Annotated in this window: 14 protein-coding genes and 1 pseudogene; 7 read left to right on the top strand and 8 right to left on the bottom strand. The window is 70.8% G+C overall.

Features of this window, described 5'->3' with window-relative positions; all coding sequences use genetic code 11:
• Entirely contained in the window at positions 1-429 is a 429-nt protein-coding gene (locus ACWC5O_RS08520; RefSeq protein ID WP_450585757.1) for a PPOX class F420-dependent oxidoreductase, read from the bottom strand.
• A gap of 91 nt (positions 430-520) precedes the next feature.
• Here ACWC5O_RS08520 and ACWC5O_RS08515 point away from each other — a divergent pair, with 91 nt between their 5' ends.
• Both ACWC5O_RS08515 and ACWC5O_RS08510 read left to right on the top strand, forming a co-directional pair.
• On the top strand, positions 521-934 hold the full coding sequence (locus ACWC5O_RS08515) for a roadblock/LC7 domain-containing protein (protein WP_450585759.1): 414 nt from the start codon (positions 521-523) through the stop codon (positions 932-934).
• A 126-nt stretch (positions 935-1,060) separates the two neighbouring features.
• Positions 1,061-1,990: a DUF6397 family protein gene (locus ACWC5O_RS08510; protein WP_450585761.1), complete on the top strand. Its 930-nt coding sequence runs from the start codon at positions 1,061-1,063 to the stop codon at positions 1,988-1,990.
• A gap of 7 nt (positions 1,991-1,997) precedes the next feature.
• Here the strand turns inward: ACWC5O_RS08510 and ACWC5O_RS08505 are convergent, their stop codons facing one another.
• Both ACWC5O_RS08505 and ACWC5O_RS08500 read right to left on the bottom strand, forming a co-directional pair.
• Positions 1,998-2,864, bottom strand: coding sequence for an acyl-CoA thioesterase (locus ACWC5O_RS08505; RefSeq protein WP_450585763.1), 867 nt, complete (start codon positions 2,862-2,864; stop codon positions 1,998-2,000).
• Positions 2,865-2,883: 19 nt separating this feature from the next.
• On the bottom strand, positions 2,884-5,397 hold the full coding sequence (locus ACWC5O_RS08500) for a DEAD/DEAH box helicase (RefSeq protein ID WP_450585765.1): 2,514 nt from the start codon (positions 5,395-5,397) through the stop codon (positions 2,884-2,886).
• 145 nt (positions 5,398-5,542) lie between these two features.
• Here ACWC5O_RS08500 and ACWC5O_RS08495 point away from each other — a divergent pair, with 145 nt between their 5' ends.
• A complete protein-coding gene (locus ACWC5O_RS08495) occupies positions 5,543-6,337 on the top strand; it encodes a metal-dependent hydrolase (protein WP_450585767.1) in 795 nt (264 codons plus the stop codon).
• A 14-nt stretch (positions 6,338-6,351) separates the two neighbouring features.
• Here ACWC5O_RS08495 and ACWC5O_RS08490 read toward each other — a convergent pair.
• The 4 genes and pseudogenes from ACWC5O_RS08490 to ACWC5O_RS08475 all read right to left on the bottom strand — a co-directional run bounded on the left by ACWC5O_RS08490 (position 6,352) and on the right by ACWC5O_RS08475 (position 11,078).
• Positions 6,352-6,618 (bottom strand): annotated as a pseudogene (locus ACWC5O_RS08490) (type B 50S ribosomal protein L31).
• Between the two features lie 42 nt (positions 6,619-6,660).
• A complete protein-coding gene (locus ACWC5O_RS08485; RefSeq protein WP_450585769.1) occupies positions 6,661-7,128 on the bottom strand; it encodes a DUF5709 domain-containing protein in 468 nt (155 codons plus the stop codon).
• Between the two features lie 345 nt (positions 7,129-7,473).
• A complete protein-coding gene (locus ACWC5O_RS08480) occupies positions 7,474-9,255 on the bottom strand; it encodes an ABC transporter ATP-binding protein (protein WP_450585771.1) in 1,782 nt (593 codons plus the stop codon).
• A complete protein-coding gene (locus tag ACWC5O_RS08475; RefSeq protein WP_450585773.1) occupies positions 9,252-11,078 on the bottom strand; it encodes an ABC transporter transmembrane domain-containing protein in 1,827 nt (608 codons plus the stop codon). The genes ACWC5O_RS08480 and ACWC5O_RS08475 overlap by 4 nt, the downstream gene beginning before the upstream one ends.
• Before the next feature lie 232 nt (positions 11,079-11,310).
• On the opposite strand from ACWC5O_RS08475, the gene ACWC5O_RS08470 reads away from it, so the two are divergent.
• Both ACWC5O_RS08470 and ACWC5O_RS08465 read left to right on the top strand, forming a co-directional pair.
• Positions 11,311-12,045 carry a L,D-transpeptidase family protein gene (locus ACWC5O_RS08470; RefSeq protein WP_450585775.1) on the top strand — a complete coding sequence of 245 codons (735 nt, stop codon included), beginning with the start codon at positions 11,311-11,313 and terminating at the stop codon, positions 12,043-12,045.
• 58 nt (positions 12,046-12,103) lie between these two features.
• A complete protein-coding gene (locus tag ACWC5O_RS08465) occupies positions 12,104-13,729 on the top strand; it encodes a peptide-N4-asparagine amidase (protein WP_450585777.1) in 1,626 nt (541 codons plus the stop codon).
• Between the two features lie 270 nt (positions 13,730-13,999).
• Here ACWC5O_RS08465 and ACWC5O_RS08460 read toward each other — a convergent pair whose 3' ends face one another.
• Complete coding sequence (locus tag ACWC5O_RS08460; RefSeq protein WP_450585779.1) at positions 14,000-14,449, bottom strand: MarR family winged helix-turn-helix transcriptional regulator; 450 nt, start codon at positions 14,447-14,449, stop codon at positions 14,000-14,002.
• 116 nt (positions 14,450-14,565) lie between these two features.
• Here ACWC5O_RS08460 and ACWC5O_RS08455 point away from each other — a divergent pair, with 116 nt between their 5' ends.
• Positions 14,566-16,368: an ABC transporter ATP-binding protein gene (locus ACWC5O_RS08455; protein WP_450585781.1), complete on the top strand. Its 1,803-nt coding sequence runs from the start codon at positions 14,566-14,568 to the stop codon at positions 16,366-16,368.
• Positions 16,369-16,436: 68 nt separating this feature from the next.
• Complete coding sequence (gene mltG, locus ACWC5O_RS08450) at positions 16,437-17,330, top strand: endolytic transglycosylase MltG (RefSeq protein WP_450585783.1); 894 nt, start codon at positions 16,437-16,439, stop codon at positions 17,328-17,330.
• Positions 17,331-17,338 lie beyond the last annotated feature (8 nt).

Genomic DNA, 17,338 nt, shown 5'->3' with positions numbered 1-17,338 from the left:
TCAGCCGGTCAGATCCTTCAGTGCCACCACCTTTTCGACGGCGACCCGCACCAGTAGCTCGCCGGGGACGCCGTTGCGGGCGCCGAACTCGTCCGCGCGCTCCTCGCCCATGTACCGGGCGGCGATGCGGGTGGCCCAAAGCCGGACGTCTTCGAGCTCCTCCGACAGCCGGGCGCGCCCGTGCAGCACCACGAAGTGGAACGGCGGCCGGTCGTCGTCCACGCACAGGGCGATCCGTCCGTCACGGGCGAGATTGCGCCCTTTCACGGTTTCCTTGCCGGTGTTGAAGACCACGTCGTCCCCGTCCAGCAGGAACCAGACCGGGGCCACATGCGGGCTCCCATCGGCGCCGACGGTGGACAGCTTGCCGGTTCGGGTGCCGTACGAGACGAACGCCCGCCATTCCTCATCGGTCATCTTCTGTGCCATACGCCCATCCTGCTTGCCCGCAGGCCGGTCGTGGGGAAGGCTGGCGGAAGTTCCTCCAGCCAGGGGGAGACGTCACACGGGGAGACGGAACATGGCGCAGAACCAGGGACTTGGCTGGCTCCTGGACGATCTGACCGGGCGGGTGGACCATGTGCGGCACGCGCTGGTCCTGTCCAACGACGGCCTGGTCACGGGGGCGAGTACCGGCCTTCGCCGCGAGGACGCCGAGCATCTGGCCGCTGTCGCGTCCGGGCTGCACAGTCTGGCGAAGGGGTCGGGGCGCCACTTCGGCGCGGGCAGGGTGCGGCAGACGATGATCGAGTACGACGACGCCGTGCTGTTCGTGACCGCCGCCGGCACCGGCAGCTGCCTGTGCGTGCTCAGCGGTGCGGAGGCCGACATCGGCCAGATCGCCTATGAGATGACCCTGCTCATCAATCGGGTGGGCGAACACCTCGGTGTGGATGCCCGGCAACCCGATCGCGCTCCGCTGTCAGATCTCTGACCTGCGTCTTTGCCTCGCGCCGTGGAGTTATCCACAGGCTCGCCACGATGTGCGCCGTTCCGGCTACGGTGTGTGCACGGCGAACGCGCAGAGCGTGAGCCATCGACTCCACGGGGGAGTACGACCATGTCGGGAAGCACCTTCGTCCCCGCCCGTACCGTCACCTGCACGCCGAGCCGTGCGGCTCGTGAACTGTGGCTCAGGCGCCGCGAGTTCGATCTCGCCGTCCATCTCGGCCGCATCCGGACCGTGCCCGACGAGGGCGGAGGCGGGGGCCGCCGGGTCGAACGGGCCGAGATCGACCGGCTGAGCGCCCAGGACGGCTTTCCTGACACGCTCCGTGAGCGCCTGCACGTCGTGGGTACGGCGGAGGGTGCCGCGCTCATGGAGATCCCGGCAGGCAGGTTCACTCGACTCGCCCGGCTGGGCCTGCTGGTGCCGGTGCGCTTCTACCTGAACCGCCACCGAGCCGTGGTCTGGCTCTATCTGGCAGAGGAGCTACGGCAGTTCACGGCCGGTGCGGAGAACGCGCACCTGCTCAGGGGGCGTACGCCCGAGAGCCTCAGGGGCCAGTTGGCGGCCGGGGTCGACCTTCGGGCCCGCAACTGGCGGGGACGGCAACTCGGATTTCTGACGAGGCGGTGCGAGGAACCATGGGCGCGTGCCGGGGTCGTGGCCGCATTCCTCCCGCCCATCGATGTCGCGGACCTGGTCAAGGACCCCTATGAGCGCGCTCAGCTGAACCGCTTCCGGCCCGCTCCACTCGACCACGGAGCGCCGGGGTCACCGTCCGCGAATCTTGCCGAGCAGCTGATGACGGCACAGGACCCGGACGAGATCGGCTGGTTGCGCAGCGACCTCGTGCACGCGGTGGAGCAGGCACGCGCCCACGCGCCGACCCCGCGCCCGGCCGCCCGGTGCACCACTGTGCCCACGCCACGATCGACCCCGCCGGTCACACCCGGAGACCGCGGCCCCCGACCGGAGGCACCGCGGCCGACCCGCGGACTGCGGGCATGGCTGCGCCGCAGAATCCCCCGGCCCGCCGCGGTCTGAGCCCGCGCTACAGGGCCCGGAACAGACCCTCCTGGACGACCGAGACGAGCAGCCGCCCGTGCAGGTCGTAGATACGCCCGCGCGCCAGACCGCGCCCGCAGGTGGCGATCGGGGACTCCTGGTCGTACAGGAACCACTCGTCCGCGCGGAACGGCCGGTGGAACCACATGGCGTGGTCCAGCGAGGCCATGTCGAAGTTCCGCGTACCCCACAGGGGTTCGACCGGGATGCGGACCGCGTCCAGGAGGGTCATGTCGCTGGCGTAGGTGAGCGCGCACGTGTGCACGAGCGGGTCGTCACCGAGCGGACCGACCGCGCGCATCCACACGGCGCTGCGCGGCTCTGCCCCCTCGATCTCCTCGGTAGTCCAGCGCAGCCGGTCGACGTAACGGATGTCGAAGGGCTGGCGGCGCGCCATCCGCTCCAACTGCTCCGGCAGCGCGCCCAGATGCTTGCGGATCTCCTCGGTCACCGTCGGCAGGGACTCCGGGTCCGGCACCTCACGGGCCGGCGGCAGCTGGTGCTCGAACGGTCCTTCCTCAGGCTTGTGAAAGGAGGCGGTCAGATTGAAGATCGTGCGCCCCTGCTGCACGGCCGTGACCCGGCGCGTCGTGAACGACCGCCCGTCGCGGACCCGTTCCACCTGGTACACGATGGGCACGCCCGGCCGGCCCGGGCGCAGGAAGTACGCGTGCAGCGAGTGCACAGGGCGTTCGCCGTCGGTGGTGCGTCCGGCGGCGACCAGCGCCTGGCCCGCCACCTGGCCGCCGAAGACCCGCTGCAGGGACTCCTGCGGACTTCGCCCTCGGAAGATGTTGACCTCGATCTGCTCCAGGTCGAGCAGGTCGACCAGTCTCTCGGCCGGGTTCGTCATCGGTGGGATTCTCCTGTGCTCAGAGCTGGCCGACATCGGTGACGCGTACGACCGCCCGGCCCTCGGTGTCGGAGGCCGCCAGGTCGATCTCCGCGCTGATGCCCCAGTCGTGGTCGCCGTTCGGGTCGTCGAAGATCTGGCGGACGCGCCAGATGCCGTTCTCCGGCTCCTCCTTGATGACCAGCAGCTTGGGGCCGCGGGCGTCGGGGCCGGTGCCGAGGTCCTCGTACTCGTCCCAGTACTTGTCCATCGCCTCGCCCCACGCCTCGGCGTCCCAGCCGGCCTCGGCGTCCATCTCGCCCAGTTCCTCGACCTGGTCGAGGGCGGCCAGCTCCACGCGGCGGAACATGGCGTTGCGGACCAGGACCCGGAAGGCGCGGGCGTTGGTGGTGACCGGCTTGACCTCGTCGGCCTTCTCCTGGGCCTCCTCGGCGGTCATCTCCTCCGGGTTGGCCAGCTGCTCCCACTCGTCGAGCAGACTGGAGTCCACCTGGCGCACCATCTCGCCGAGCCACTCGATCAGGTCCTGGAGATCCTCGGATTTCAGGTCGTCCGGGATGGTGTGGTCGAGGGTCTTGTAGGCGCTGGCGAGGTAGCGCAGCACGATGCCCTCGATGCGGGCCAGCTCGTAGAAGGACACCAGCTCGGTGAAGGACAGCGCCCGTTCGTACATGTCCCGGATGACGGACTTGGGCGACAGCGGGTGGTCGCCGACCCACGGGTGGCTCTTGCGGTAGGTGTTGTACGCGTGGAAGAGCAGCTCCTCCAGCGGCTTCGGGTACGAGATGTCCTGGAGGCGCTCCATGCGCTCCTCGTACTCGACACCGTCGGCCTTCATCGCGGCCACGGCCTCGCCGCGCGCCTTGTTCTGCTGGGCGACGAGGATCTGCCGCGGGTCGTCCAGCGTGGACTCGACCACGGACACCATGTCGAGGGCGTACGACGGCGAGTCGGGGTCGAGCAGTTCGAAGGCGGCGAGCGCGAACGTGGACAGCGGCTGGTTGAGGGCGAAGTCCTGCTGGAGGTCGACCGTGAGCCGGACGATGCGGCCCTCGGCGTCCGGCTTGTCGAGCTTCTCCACGATCCCGCCGTCCAGCAGCGAGCGGTAGATCGCGATCGCCCGCCGGATGTGCCGCAGTTGCTGCCTGCGCGGCTCGTGGTTGTCCTCCAGGAGGTGGCGCATCGCCTCGAAGGCGTTGCCGGGACGGGCGATCACCGACAGCAGCATCGTGTGCGTCACCCGGAACCGCGAGGTGAGCGGCTCGGGTTCGGACGCGATCAGCTTCTCGAAGGTGTTCTCCGTCCAGCCGACAAAGCCCTCCGGTGCCTTCTTGCGCACCACCTTGCGGCGCTTCTTCGGATCGTCGCCGGCCTTGGCGAGGGCCTTCTCGTTCTCGATGACGTGCTCGGGTGCCTGCGCCACGACGAGTCCCGCCGTATCGAAACCGGCCCTGCCGGCCCGGCCCGCGATCTGGTGGAACTCGCGGGCGCGCAGCGTGCGCACCCGGCTGCCGTCGTACTTGGTCAGCGCGGTGAACAGCACTGTCCGGATGGGCACGTTGACGCCCACGCCGAGCGTGTCCGTGCCGCAGATGACCTTGAGCAGACCGGCCTGGGCGAGCTTCTCCACCAGGCGCCGGTACTTGGGCAGCATGCCGGCATGGTGGACGCCGATGCCGTGCCGGACGTAACGGGAGAGGTTGCGGCCGAACTTGGTGGTGAAGCGGAAGTTGCCGATCAGCTCGGCGATCTGGTCCTTCTCCTCGCGCGAGCACATGTTGATGCTCATCAGCGCCTGCGCCCGCTCCACAGCCTGCGCCTGGGTGAAGTGGACGATGTACACGGGGGCCTGCTTGCTCTCCAGCAGGTCGGTGAGCGTCTCGGTGAGCGGGGTGAGCTGGTACTCGTAGGACAGGGGTACCGGGCGGGTGGCCGAGCGGACCACCGCGGTGGGGCGGCCGGTGCGGCGGGTGAGGTCCTTCTCGAAGAACGACACATCACCCAAAGTGGCCGACATCAGGATGAACTGCGCCTGAGGAAGTTCCAGCAGCGGGATCTGCCAGGCCCAGCCGCGGTCGCCCTCCGCGTAGAAGTGGAACTCGTCCATGACGACCTGGCCGACGTCCGCGTTCTTGCCGTCGCGCAGCGCGATCGACGCCAGCACCTCGGCGGTGCAGCAGATCACGGGCGCGTCGGCGTTCACGGAGGCGTCGCCGGTGAGCATGCCGACGTTCTCGGTGCCGAAGAGCTTGCACAGCTCGAAGAACTTCTCCGACACCAGCGCCTTGATCGGCGCCGTGTAGAAGGTGACCTCGTCCCGGGCCAGCGCGGCGAAGTGCGCGCCCGCCGCGATCATGCTCTTGCCCGAGCCGGTGGGCGTCGAGACGATCACGTTCGCCCCGGAGACCGCCTCGATCAGCGCCTCCTCCTGGTGGGGGTAGAGCGTGAGACCGCGCTCCTGCGCCCACGACTCGAAGGCTTCGTACAGGGCGTCGGGGTCGGCGGTCGGCGGCAGCTGATCGATGAGGGTCACGCACCCATCTTGCCTGGCCTTCTCCCCGAGAGGGGAATCGGCTGCGAGCACGAAGATCACGGCCGCTACGCTGTGTCGCCGACGGCGCGTCAGTGCACCGGGTCAACTGGACAGCGGCACACGAGGAATGGGGCGGGAAGCGGCCATGATGGGACCAGCACACTCACTGTCGGGGGCCGCGGCCTGGCTCGGCGTAGGAGCGGCGGCCGCCGCGGCCGGGCACCCGATGCCCTGGCCGGTCCTGCTCGTCGGTGCGCTGATCTGTGCCGGTGCGGCACTCGCCCCGGACCTCGACCACAAGGCGGCCACCATCTCGCGGGCCTTCGGGCCGCTCTCGCGATGGCTCTGCGAGATCGTGGACAAGCTGTCGTACGCCGTCTACAAGTCGACCAGGAAGAAGGGCGACGCGCGTCGCTCGGGCGGCCACCGCACGCTCACGCACACCTGGCTGTGGGCGGTCCTCATCGGCGCCGGCAGTTCCGCGGTGGCGATCGCCGGTGGCCGGTGGGCGGTGCTGGCGATCCTCTTCGTGCACATGGTGCTGGCGATCGAAGGTCTGCTGTGGCGGGCGGCCCGGGGTTCCAGCAGCGATGTCCTGGTCTGGCTGCTCGCGGCGACGAGCGCGTGGATTCTCGCGGGGATCCTGGACAAGCCGGGCAACGGCTCCGACTGGCTGTTCACCGCGCCGGGGCAGGAGTATCTGTGGCTGGGGCTGCCGATCGTGCTGGGCGCGTTGGTGCACGACATCGGGGACGCCCTGACGGTGTCCGGCTGCCCGATCCTGTGGCCGATCCCGGTGGGCCGCAAGCGCTGGTACCCGCTGGGGCCGCCGAAGGCGATGCGGTTCCGGGCGGGCAGCTGGGTCGAGCTGAAGGTGTTGATGCCCGTGTTCATGCTGCTCGGGGGAGTGGGCTGCGCCGCGGCCCTCAACGTGATCTGACGCTTCCTGTCCCGTCAGCCCGTCTCGCCCGGCTCCGCCCCGCCGTACCGGCGCTCGAACCGGGCGATGCGGCCCTCCGTGTCCACCGTGCGGGCCTTGCCCGTGTGGAAGGGGTGGCTCTCGGAGGAGATCTCCACTTCGATCACCGGGTAGGTCTCGCCGTCGTCCCATTCGATGGTCTGCTCGCTGGTCGCAGCGGACCGGGTGAGGAAGGCCTAGCCGGCGGCGCGGTCGCGGAGGAAGACCACGGGGTGGTACTCGGGGTGCTTGTCCTGCTGCACGGCGGCTCCTCGCGCGGGGCGGTCGGGCAGGGGGCGTCCTGGTCAGCCGGAGAGGGTGTCCTCGTCGACGATGTGCATCGCGGCCTCCTCGGCGGAGGCGGCGGCTCCGTCGATGCCGACGTCGGTGGCGATGAGGGCGCTCTCGTCGTCCTCGTGGGCGCCTTCGTCGGGGGCGACCAGACGGCCGGAGCGGCGCGCACCGACCTCGTTGTCGAGGAGTTCACCGTCGGCCTCGCAGTCTCCGATGCCGTCGCTGTCGGGCGCGACCGGGTCCGGCAGCTCCTCGGCGAGCCGCTGGTCCAGCGTCTCCCCGGACAGGCGTTCGCTCGCCGTCACCCCGCTGTGCTCCACCGCCCACGGCCGCTCCGGAGGGGACCAGCCGCGGTCCAGAGGGTCGTCGACGCCGTCGAAGTCCAGTGTGTCCTCGACGTCGAGCACGCCCGAGTCCTCCCGGACCTCCGAGGCATCGGGCTGGTAGACGTCATCCCCCCATCCGTCGGCGCTGTCCACGGGTACCTCCAGGTGGTGAGGACGGCCTCGTGCCCCGGTGAGGGGCAGGGCGCCGCCGGCACGCTCGGCACGGGTTTCACGCGGCCGGGACCGAAGGGGGCCCAGCCGTTCCCCGAGCCGGTGCCGATATCCAGCCTTCCACCCCTGTTCGGCACTGCGCAACGGCACGGGCGTGGCCTGCGGCTGCGCACCCCCGCCAGGCCCCGCCTCTCCGCTTCTTCCCAGGTTCACCGGCCCACCCTCGTCCGGCCCATGCGGTCACTGTCCGTGTCACGGGGGCGGGCGGTCACCGTCCGTGTCGCCACGTACGCGGCGACGCGATCCTCAGCCCCTGCCCGCAGGCACTCAGCCGTGCCACGACCGCCACAGTGCCGCGTACGCCCCGTCTGCCGCGACCAGCTCCTCGTGGCTGCCCAGCTCGGTGATGCGGCCGTTCTCCACGACGGCGATCACATCGGCGTCGTGGGCGGTGTGCAGGCGGTGGGCGATGGCGACAACCGTGCGGCCGTCGAGGACGCGGGCCAGGGAGCGTTCCAGGTGGCGGGCCGCGCGCGGGTCGAGCAGCGAGGTCGCCTCGTCCAGGACCAGGGTGTGCGGGTCGGCCAGCACCAGCCGGGCCAGCGCGATCTGCTGGGCCTGCGCCGGGGTCAGGGCCAGTCCGCCGGAGCCGACCTCGGTGTCGAGCCCGTCGCCCAGCGCCCGCGACCAGCCGTCCGCGTCGACCGCGCCCAGCGCCGCCCACAGCTCGGCGTCGGTGGCGCCGGTGCGGGCCAGCAGGAGGTTGTCGCGCAGGGAGCCGACGAAGACGTGGTGCTCCTGGTTGACCAGCGCGACGTGCGAACGGACGCGTTCGGCCGGCATACGGGACAGTTCCGCGCCGCCGAGGGTGATGTGGCCGTCCCGGGGCGCGTAGATGCCGGCGAGCAGCCTGCCCAGCGTGGACTTGCCCGCGCCGGAGGGCCCGACCAGCGCCAGCCGGGTGCCCGGGGCGACCTTCAGGGATACCTTGCGCAGCACGTCGACGCCCTCGCGGTAGCCGAAGTGCACCCGGTCGGCGTGCACGTCCCGTCCGCCGGGGGCCAGCGAGGCGTCCCCGGCGTCCGGCTCGATGTCCCGGACACCGACCAGACGGGCGAGCGACACCTGGGCCACCTGCACCTCGTCGTACCAGCGCAGGATCAGGTTCACCGGGTCGACGAGCATCTGCGCGATGAGGGCGCCCGTCGTCAGCCGGCCCACCCCGATCCAGCCCTGCAGTACGAACGCACCGCCGACCATGAGGACCGAGCCGAGCACGATGACGTGGACGGCGTTGATCACCGGGAAGAGCACGGACCGCAGCCAGAGGGTGTACCGCTCCCAGGCGGTCCACTCCTTGATCCGCCGCTCCGACAGGGCGATGCGCCGGGCGCCCAGGCGGTGCGCCTCTATGGTGTGGCCCGCGTCCACGGTCTCGGCGAGCGCGGCGGCGACGGCGGCGTACCCGGCGGACTCGGAGCGGTAGCCGGAGGGCGCCCGTTTGAAGTACCAGCGGCACCCCGCCAACAGCACCGGTACCGCGAGCAGCACGGCGGCCGCCAGCGGCGGGGCGGTCACGACGAGCCCGCCGAGCAGCAGCAGCGCCCACACGACTCCGATCGCCAGCTGCGGTACGGCCTCCCGCATGGCGTTGGCGAGGCGGTCGATGTCGGTGGTGATGCGGGAGAGCAGGTCACCCGTGCCCGCCCGCTCCAGCACTCCCGGCGGCAGCCCCACCGAGCGGACGAGGAAGTCCTCGCGCAGGTCTGCCAGCATCCGCTCGCCGAGCGCCGCACCGCGCAGCCGCACCTGCCGGACGAACAGGGCCTGCACGAGAAGGGCGAACACGAACAGCCCGGCGGTGAGGCCCAGATGAAGTTCCCGTGCCCCGTCCGACACACGCTCGACGAGGCCCCCGAGCAGGTACGGCCCCACCATGGAGGCGATCACGGCCACGGTGTTGACGGCGATGAGGAGCAGGAAGGCCCGGCGGTGCCGGCGGAACAGCTCGGACACGTACGCGCGCACGGTCGAGGCCGCGCCGACGGGCAGGGTGGTGGCGGTCGTCGGGGCCGCCGGGTCGTACGCCGGTGGCGCAACGCCGATCATGCGCTCTCCTCGATCTCTTCCAGCTTGTCGAAGGCACTCAGCAGGGCGCCCCCCTCGGCCAGGGCCGCATCCGCGTCGGCCGCGGCCAACTCCTCGTCGGTCTCGCGCGTCACCACGGCCCGGTACCGCCGTTCGGTGTCGATCAGTTCACGGTGCACGCCGACCGCCACCACCTCGTCCTGGTGGACGAGGGCGACCCGGTCCGCGCGGTCCAGCAGCAGCGGTGAGGAGGTGAACACCACCGTCGTCCGGCCGGAGCGCAGCCGTCGCAGCCCGTCCGCGATGCGGGCCTCGGTGTGCGAGTCGACCGCGGAGGTCGGCTCGTCCAGCACCAGCACCTCGGGGTCGGTGATCAGCGACCGGGCCAGTGCGAGCCGCTGGCGCTGGCCGCCCGACAGGGAGCGGCCGCGCTCGGTGATCCGGGCGTCCATAGGGTCGGCGGCGTCCAGCGACCCCTGGACCAGTGCGTCCAGGACGTCCTCGCACTGCGCGGCAGCCAGGGCGTCCTCGGCGCGTACGGCACCGGAGGAGGGCACGTCGAGCAGTTCGCGCAGCGAGCCGGACAGCAGCACCGGGTCCTTGTCCTGGACGAGGACGGCGGTGCGGGCGCTGTCGAGCGGGAGGTCGTCGAGCGGCACTCCGCCGAGCAGCACTGCCGGGCCCGGCTCGGCGGGGTGGCCGCCCAGGCGCTCCGCGAGTCGCCCGGCCGCGTCCGGGTCGCCGCACACCACCGCGGTGAGCCGGCCGGCGGCCGCGAGCAGGCCGGTGGCCGGGTCGTACAGGTCGCCGCCCGGCACCGCGGCCGCGCGGGAGCCGTCGGCGTCCGTGGACCGCTCCAGCGACAGCACGCGCGCTGCCCGTCTGGCCGAGGGCCGCGAGAAGGAGTACGCCATGGCGATCTCCTCGAAGTGCCGCAGCGGGTAGTTGAGGACCATGACCGCGCTGTAGACGGTGACCAGTTCGCCGACCGTGATCCGGTCCTGGCGGGCGAGGTGGATGCCGTGCCAGACGACCACGACCAGCAGCAGTCCGGGCAGCAACACCTGGATCGCGGAGATCAGCGACCACATCCGGGCGCTGCGCACGGCCGCGTGCCGTACCTCCTGCGAGGCGCGGCGGTAGCGGTCGAGGAACAGCTCCTCGCCGCCGATCCCGCGCAGCACGCGCAGCCCGGCGACCGTGTCCGAGGCCAGTTCGGTGGCCCGGCCCGCCTTCTCGCGCTGGACGTCGGCGCGACGGGTGGCCCTGGGCAGCAGGGGCAGCACGGCGAGCGCGACGACCGGCAGGCCCACGGCGACGACCACACCGAGGGCGGGCTGGTAGACGACCAGGCCCACGCAGACCACGACGACCGTCAGTGCGGCGGCGGTGAAGCGGGAGACGGCCTCGACGAACCAGCCGATCTTCTCCACGTCACCGGTGGAGACGGCCACCACCTCGCCGGCCGCGACCCGGCGGGTCAGCGCGGAGCCCAGCTGGGCCGCCTTGCGAGCCAGCAACTGCTGCACCCGGGCGGCGGCGGTGATCCAGTTGGTGACGGCGGTCCGGTGCAGGAAGGTGTCGCCGACGGCGATGGCCGTGCCGCACAGCAGCATCAGACCACCCGTCAGGGCGAGTCGGGTGCCGGAGTGGTCGATGACGGCCTGGACGGCGAGACCGACGCAGAAGGGCAGGGCGGAGACGGCGACGAAGTGCAGCAGCCCCCAGGCCAGCGCCTTGAGCTGGCCGCCCGTCTGGTTGCGCCAGAGCCACCACAGGAGGCGAGGACCCGAACGTGCGTCAGGTACGCCCGGGTCGGAATACGGAAGGTCTTGAATCTGCATGACGTCCCAGTGGCTCGTGTCAGGGAGGACGGGAGGCGGGAACAAACCGTGAAAGGGTCGCGTCGCAGAGTGGTGAATTTCAACCGGTTTTATCCGACGGCCTGTGAAATCCACCGGGTTCCGGCCAGGTGCCGTCGCCCGGAGCGGCCCATGTCCGGGAGCCTTGTGGTCCGGTGCGGCGCATGCCCGGAGGGCCGCTCGACCGGCCGATGGGTGATGTCATCATGGTCGGGTGCGGATAGACGGTGTGCGGCGAGTGACCATTGCGGTGGCGGCTTTCGGAACCCTCCTTGCGGCTCTGTCCGCGTGCGGGGCGGAGCGACGCGGCCACGCCGACCCGGAACCCGGCGGCCAGGCCCGGCAGTCGAGCACGGGCAGCCGTGACCCGCACCGCATCCCAGGCCTCGGCGCCGGCCTCCAGCGGCGTATTCCGGCCGATGCCAAGCAGGTGGTGGCCGTCTACGGCGACGGCAAGGACTCGGCGGACTCCACGGTCGTGCTCTACGCCAAGCGCGGCGCAGCATGGCAGCGGGTCCGTAGCTGGCAGGGACACAATGGCAAGAAGGGCTGGACCACCGACCACCACTCCGGTGACCGGCGCAGCCCCGTCGGCGTGTTCACCCTCACCGACGCGGGCGGCGTGCTCAAGGATCCGGGCACCGAACTCCCCTACACACAGGACGCTTCCTTCACCGCGCCGCGCTGGTGGGCCAAGTCGCACTGGCACGACTTCGACTACGTCATCGCCATCGACTACAACCGGGTCAAGGGCACCCCGCCGAACGATCCGACGCGCCCCCAGGGCGAGGGGAAGGGCGGGAGTATCTGGCTGCACATGGACCACGGCAGCGGTACGTCGGGCTGCGTCAGCATGTCCAAGTCGGCCATGGAGTACCTGCTGCGCCAGCTCGAACCGGATCGGCATCCCGTGGTGGTCATGGGGGACAAAGCGGACCTGATGAGCTAGTACGGATGGCGGGACGCCTCATTGCGGGGCGGCCCCGACTCCCCGTAGAACACCGGGCATGAGAAGACGGATAGTCATGTCCATGCTCGCCGGGGTGACCCTCCTGGCGGGCACGTTCTTCGGTACCGGGGTCACTGCCGCGCAGGCCGCACCCCGGGCCGTCACCGACGCTCCGGCCGAGTTCGGCACCGACTGGCACGACCCGGTGACCGCCGCCCCGCCCGTCGACCGTCCGCACACCAAGTCCTGCCAGATCACCCTGGCCGAGGCCCAGTTCCGTGACTTCACCCCCTACCGGGGTGCCTACACACCGCCCCGGGGCTGCGGCGAACGCTGGAGCAAGGTCGTCCTGCGCCTCGACGGCAAGGTGAAGGGACGTCAGTACGACCGTCTCGGCTATCTGCACGTCGGCGGGGTCGAGATTCTGCGCACCTCGACGCCCGAGCCGTCACCGGACGGCATCGAGTGGCATGTGGAGAAGGACGTCACCCGCTACAGCGACACCTTCCGCGGCCCGCAGGACGTCGAGATGCTCATCGGAAACGTCGTGGACGACACCTACACCGGCGTCATAGACGTCAAGGTGACGCTCACCTTCTACGCGGGCCGCGCCGAGACGCCCGCGCCCGACAGTGTCCTCACCCTGGCCGACACGCCCGACGGCACCACCCTCACCACTCCGCGCAACAGCGAGCGCATCGTCGCCGAGGTGTACGCCACCGGATCCGGTGGCGGCTGCGAGGAGTTCTGGTACCTGACCGTGGCCGACCCGGCGTCGTACTCCTGCAAGGCGGACCACGGGCCGTACCGCGAGGTGCAGATCAAGGTCGACGGGCAACTCGCCGGAATCGCCGCGCCGTTCCCGAACGTGTGGACCGGTGGCTGGTCCAACCCCTTCCTCTGGTACGTCATCCCGGGCCCGCGCGCCTTCGACGTCAGGCCCGTCGAGTACGACCTGACGCCCTTCGTCGGGCTCCTGAACGACGGCCGCCCGCACCGCGTCGAGGTCTCCGTCGTGGGCGTGCCCGCGGGGCAGTCCGGCTGGAGCGCCCCCGTGAACGTCCTGGTCTGGCAGGACGCCCACCGTGCCCACGTCACCGGAGCCCTCACCGCGGACCGGGCGAGCGGCATCGCCAACTCCTCGACCTACACGCCCGGTCCGGAGAACCGCGTCGACACCGAGGCCGGCCACCGGCTCATCGTCTCCGGATACCTGAACACCTCGCACGGCCGCGTGACCACCACCGTCACCCGTACGCTCGCGAACACCTCCGCGCACCGCTGGACCGACGGCGAGAACACGGACGGGCTGGACGCGACCTGGACGGACGACGAGACGGTGAGCGTGCACGGACAGGGGCCCGCGCGAACGACGCACACGCACCGGACGTACACCATGAACGGCGCCACGACCCTGGGCGCGAGCGACCGGCTGCGCACCGTGCTGACCCTCGGCGACCGGGCGACGGTCGCAAAGCGGCAGGGCGGCCGGCGCACCGCCTGGTCGCGACTCGACGACACCTACACCGGCGACGCGGCGTACACGATCAACGTCCCACGCGACCAGCGGCATGCGGTCGGCACGTCGCGCGAGCGCTACCGCCTCACCGGCTCGGGCGGCTGCTACGACCGTTCGCTGACCACGGTTCAAGGGGTGCTGACGGAGGACCGCAGCCGTTGCTGAGGCCGGCGGTGCGGGCTGCGCCACTCGCGGAGTGATCTGCACGGCTGTCACGCGGGCGTCTCGGGCGTGATCAACGGCCCGTCAGGGCGATCGACACGGAAGCTGCTTTCCGTATCGCAGAAGTGCCGTCCGGTTTCTGTGAGTCGACGTCCCCTCCAGGAGTGCCCGTGTCGCAGTCCGTCAAGGAGCCGGCCGCCGAGGCCGGCTGACCCGCGTCCGCACCAGCGCGCGGCCCCCGCTCCGACCTCGTGGAGCGGGGGCCGTGGCCGTTCAGCAGGGCTTGGCCACCTCTCCGTCGATCAGGGTGTCGAGCAGCACGCCCAGGACCTCGCGCTCCTTCTCCGTCAGTGGAGCGAGGATCTCCTCGGCGGCCGACCGGCGTGCGCCGCGCAGCTCGCGCAGGGTCGCCCGGCCCTCGTCCGTCAGCTCGATGCGGGTGACCCGCCGGTTCGTCGGGTCCGGCACCCGCCGCACCTTGCCGCTCGTCTCCAGCCCGTCGACAAGCGTCGTCACCGCACGCGGCACCACCTCCAGGCGCTCGGCCAGGTCGGCCATGCGCGGGGGTGAGCCGTAGTGCGCGAGGGTGCGCAGCAGCCGGGACTGGGCCGGGGTGACGCCCAGGTCGCGCCGTTCCAGGTGGCGCTTCTGGATGCGATGCACCCGGCGGGTGAGCCGCAGCAACTGCTCGGCGAGCAGGCCCTCGGGATCGGGGGTGGTCATGCGGGAACAATATCAGGATGCCGTTCATTGTGAGTATAGGTAACAATGAGCTACGATCCGTCAGCCATCGTCGGCCACCGCCCTGGGCCGGCGCCCGCTCACCTCCGTAGGAGCCCATGCACCCCGACCGTGAACCCTCCTGGACCCCGCCTGCCGACGCCAAGGAACAGCCCCGGCAGGTGCGTCGCATCCTGAAGCTCTTCCGTCCCTACCGCGGGCGGCTCGCGATCGTCGGCGTCCTCGTCGGCGCCTCCTCGCTGGTCTCGGTGGCCACGCCGTTCCTCCTCAAGGAGACCCTCGACGTCGCGATCCCCGACGGCCGCACCGGCCTGCTGAGCCTGCTCGCGCTCGGCATGATCCTCAGTGCCGTCCTGTCCAGTGTCTTCGGCGTGCTCCAGACGCTGATCTCGACCACCGTCGGCCAGCGCGTGATGCACGACCTGCGCACCGCCGTCTACGGCCGCCTGCAGCGCATGTCGCTCGCCTTCTTCACCCGCACCCGCACCGGCGAGGTGCAGTCCCGCATCGCCAACGACATCGGCGGCATGCAGGCCACCGTCACCTCCACGGCCACCTCCCTCGTCTCCAACGCCACCAGCGTGGTCGCCACGATCGTCGCGATGGTCGCCCTCGACTGGCGCCTGACGGTCGTCTCGCTGCTCCTGCTGCCGGTGTTCGTGTGGATCAGCCGCCGCGTCGGCAACGAACGCAAGAAGATCACCACCCAGCGCCAGAAGCAGATGGCCGCGATGGCCGCCACGGTCACCGAGTCGCTCTCCGTCAGCGGCATCCTGCTCGGCCGCACGATGGGCCGCTCCGACTCCCTCACCTCGTCCTTCGCCGAGGAGTCCGAGCGGCTGGTCGACCTCGAGGTGAAGTCGAACATGGCCGGGCGCTGGCGCATGGCCGTGATCACGATCGTCATGGCCGCGATGCCCGCGGTCATCTACTGGACCGCGGGCCTGGCCCTCCAGCTCGGCGGGCCGCAGGTCTCGCTCGGCACCATCGTCGCCTTCGTCTCGCTCCAGCAGGGCCTGTTCCGCCCGGCCGTGAGCCTGCTGGCGACCGGCGTCCAGATCCAGACCTCCCTCGCGCTCTTCCAGCGCATCTTCGAGTACCTGGACCTGCCCATCGACATCACCGAGCGCGAGGAGCCGGTCCACCTCGACGAGATCAAGGGTGAGGTCCGCTTCGAGGGGGTCGAGTTCCGCTACGACGACAAGGGCGGCCCCGTCATCGACGGCATCGACGTCACCGTCCCGGCCGGCGGCAGCCTCGCGGTGGTCGGCCCGACCGGCGCGGGCAAGTCCACGCTCGGCTATCTGGTGCCCCGGCTCTACGACGTCACCGGCGGCCGCGTCACCATCGACGGCGTCGACGTGCGCGACCTCGACTTCGACACCCTCGCCCGCGCGGTCGGCGTCGTCTCGCAGGAGACGTACCTCTTCCATGCCTCGGTCGCCGACAACCTCCGCTTCGCCAAGCCGGACGCCACCGACGAGGAGCTGCACGCGGCGGCCCGAGCCGCCCAGATCCATGACCACATAGCCGCGTTGCCCGACGGCTACGACACGGTCGTCGGCGAGCGAGGGCACCGCTTCTCCGGCGGCGAGAAGCAGCGCCTGGCGATAGCCCGCACCATCCTGCGCGATCCGCCGGTCCTGATCCTCGACGAGGCGACCAGCGCCCTGGACAACCGCACCGAAGCCGCGGTGCAGGACGCCATCGACGCCCTGTCGGCCGACCGGACGACCCTCACCATCGCCCACCGCCTGTCCACCGTCCGCGGCGCTGACCAGATCGTCGTCCTGGACTCGGGCAAGGTCGCCGAGCGGGGCACGCACGAGGAACTGCTGGAGCTGGACGGGCGCTATGCGGCCCTGGTGCGCCGGGACGCCCAGCTGGAGCCGACGGGCTGACACGCAGCCGTAGCCGACAAGCTGACGATATGTCGGATTTCAAGCGATATGCGTATTAACGTACCTGCATGCAGATGAACACTCCGCGACGGAGCACGATGCGACTGACGCGCCGGGGCAGGCTCCTCCTCGTCATGTCCGGCGCCGCCCTGGCCGGCACCGCCGCCGTGGCGGTGCCGCTGCTGACTCGGGAGAGCGGTCACGTGGAGGCGAAGCCCCCCATGCTGGTCATCCCGGAGGGCTGGCGCGCGAACCAGATCTACGACGCCGTCGACAGGGCCCTCAAGCTGCCCCCGGGCAGCACCCGGAAGTCCCTCGACAAGGCCGGCCTCAAGCTGCCGAAGGAGGCCGCGGGCAACCCGGAGGGCTACCTCTTCCCGGCGACCTATCCGGTCGAGAAGGGGGCCACCCCCGAGTCGCTGCTGCGGTTCATGGTCGACACCGCCAACAAGAAGTTCAACGGGGCGCCGGTCGCGGCCGGGGCCCAGCTCAACGCCGTGAACGTCTACCAGGCCGTCACCATCGCCAGCATCGTCCAGGCCGAGGCCGCCACCAAGGCCGACATGGGCAGGGTGGCCCGGGTCATCTTCAACCGGCTGCAGCGGGGCATGCCGCTGCAGATGGACTCCACCATCAACTACGCACTGAACCGCAACACCGTGCACACCAGTCTGGACGACACCCGCATGGAGAGCGTGTACAACTCCTACCAGCGCATGGGTCTGCCGCCCACCCCGATCGACAACCCCGGCGAGGACGCGATGCGGGCCGCGATCAACCCGCCGCCCGGCGACTGGCTGTACTTCGTCACGATCAGACCGGGCGACACCCGCTTCACCGCCGACTACTCCGAGCACCTGCGCAATGTGGCCGCGTTCAACGCCGCGCACCAGACAACGGGGCAGCCCCAGCAGCCCAGTGGGAGTCCGGAGCGGCTCCCGGCCACGCAGCCGCCCCGCTGAGCAGGCAG

This window comes from Streptomyces sp. NPDC001450, from assembly GCF_053597295.1.
The sequence above is the reverse complement of the archived record's forward strand: the minus strand, read 5'-3'. Positions and strand labels throughout refer to the sequence as shown.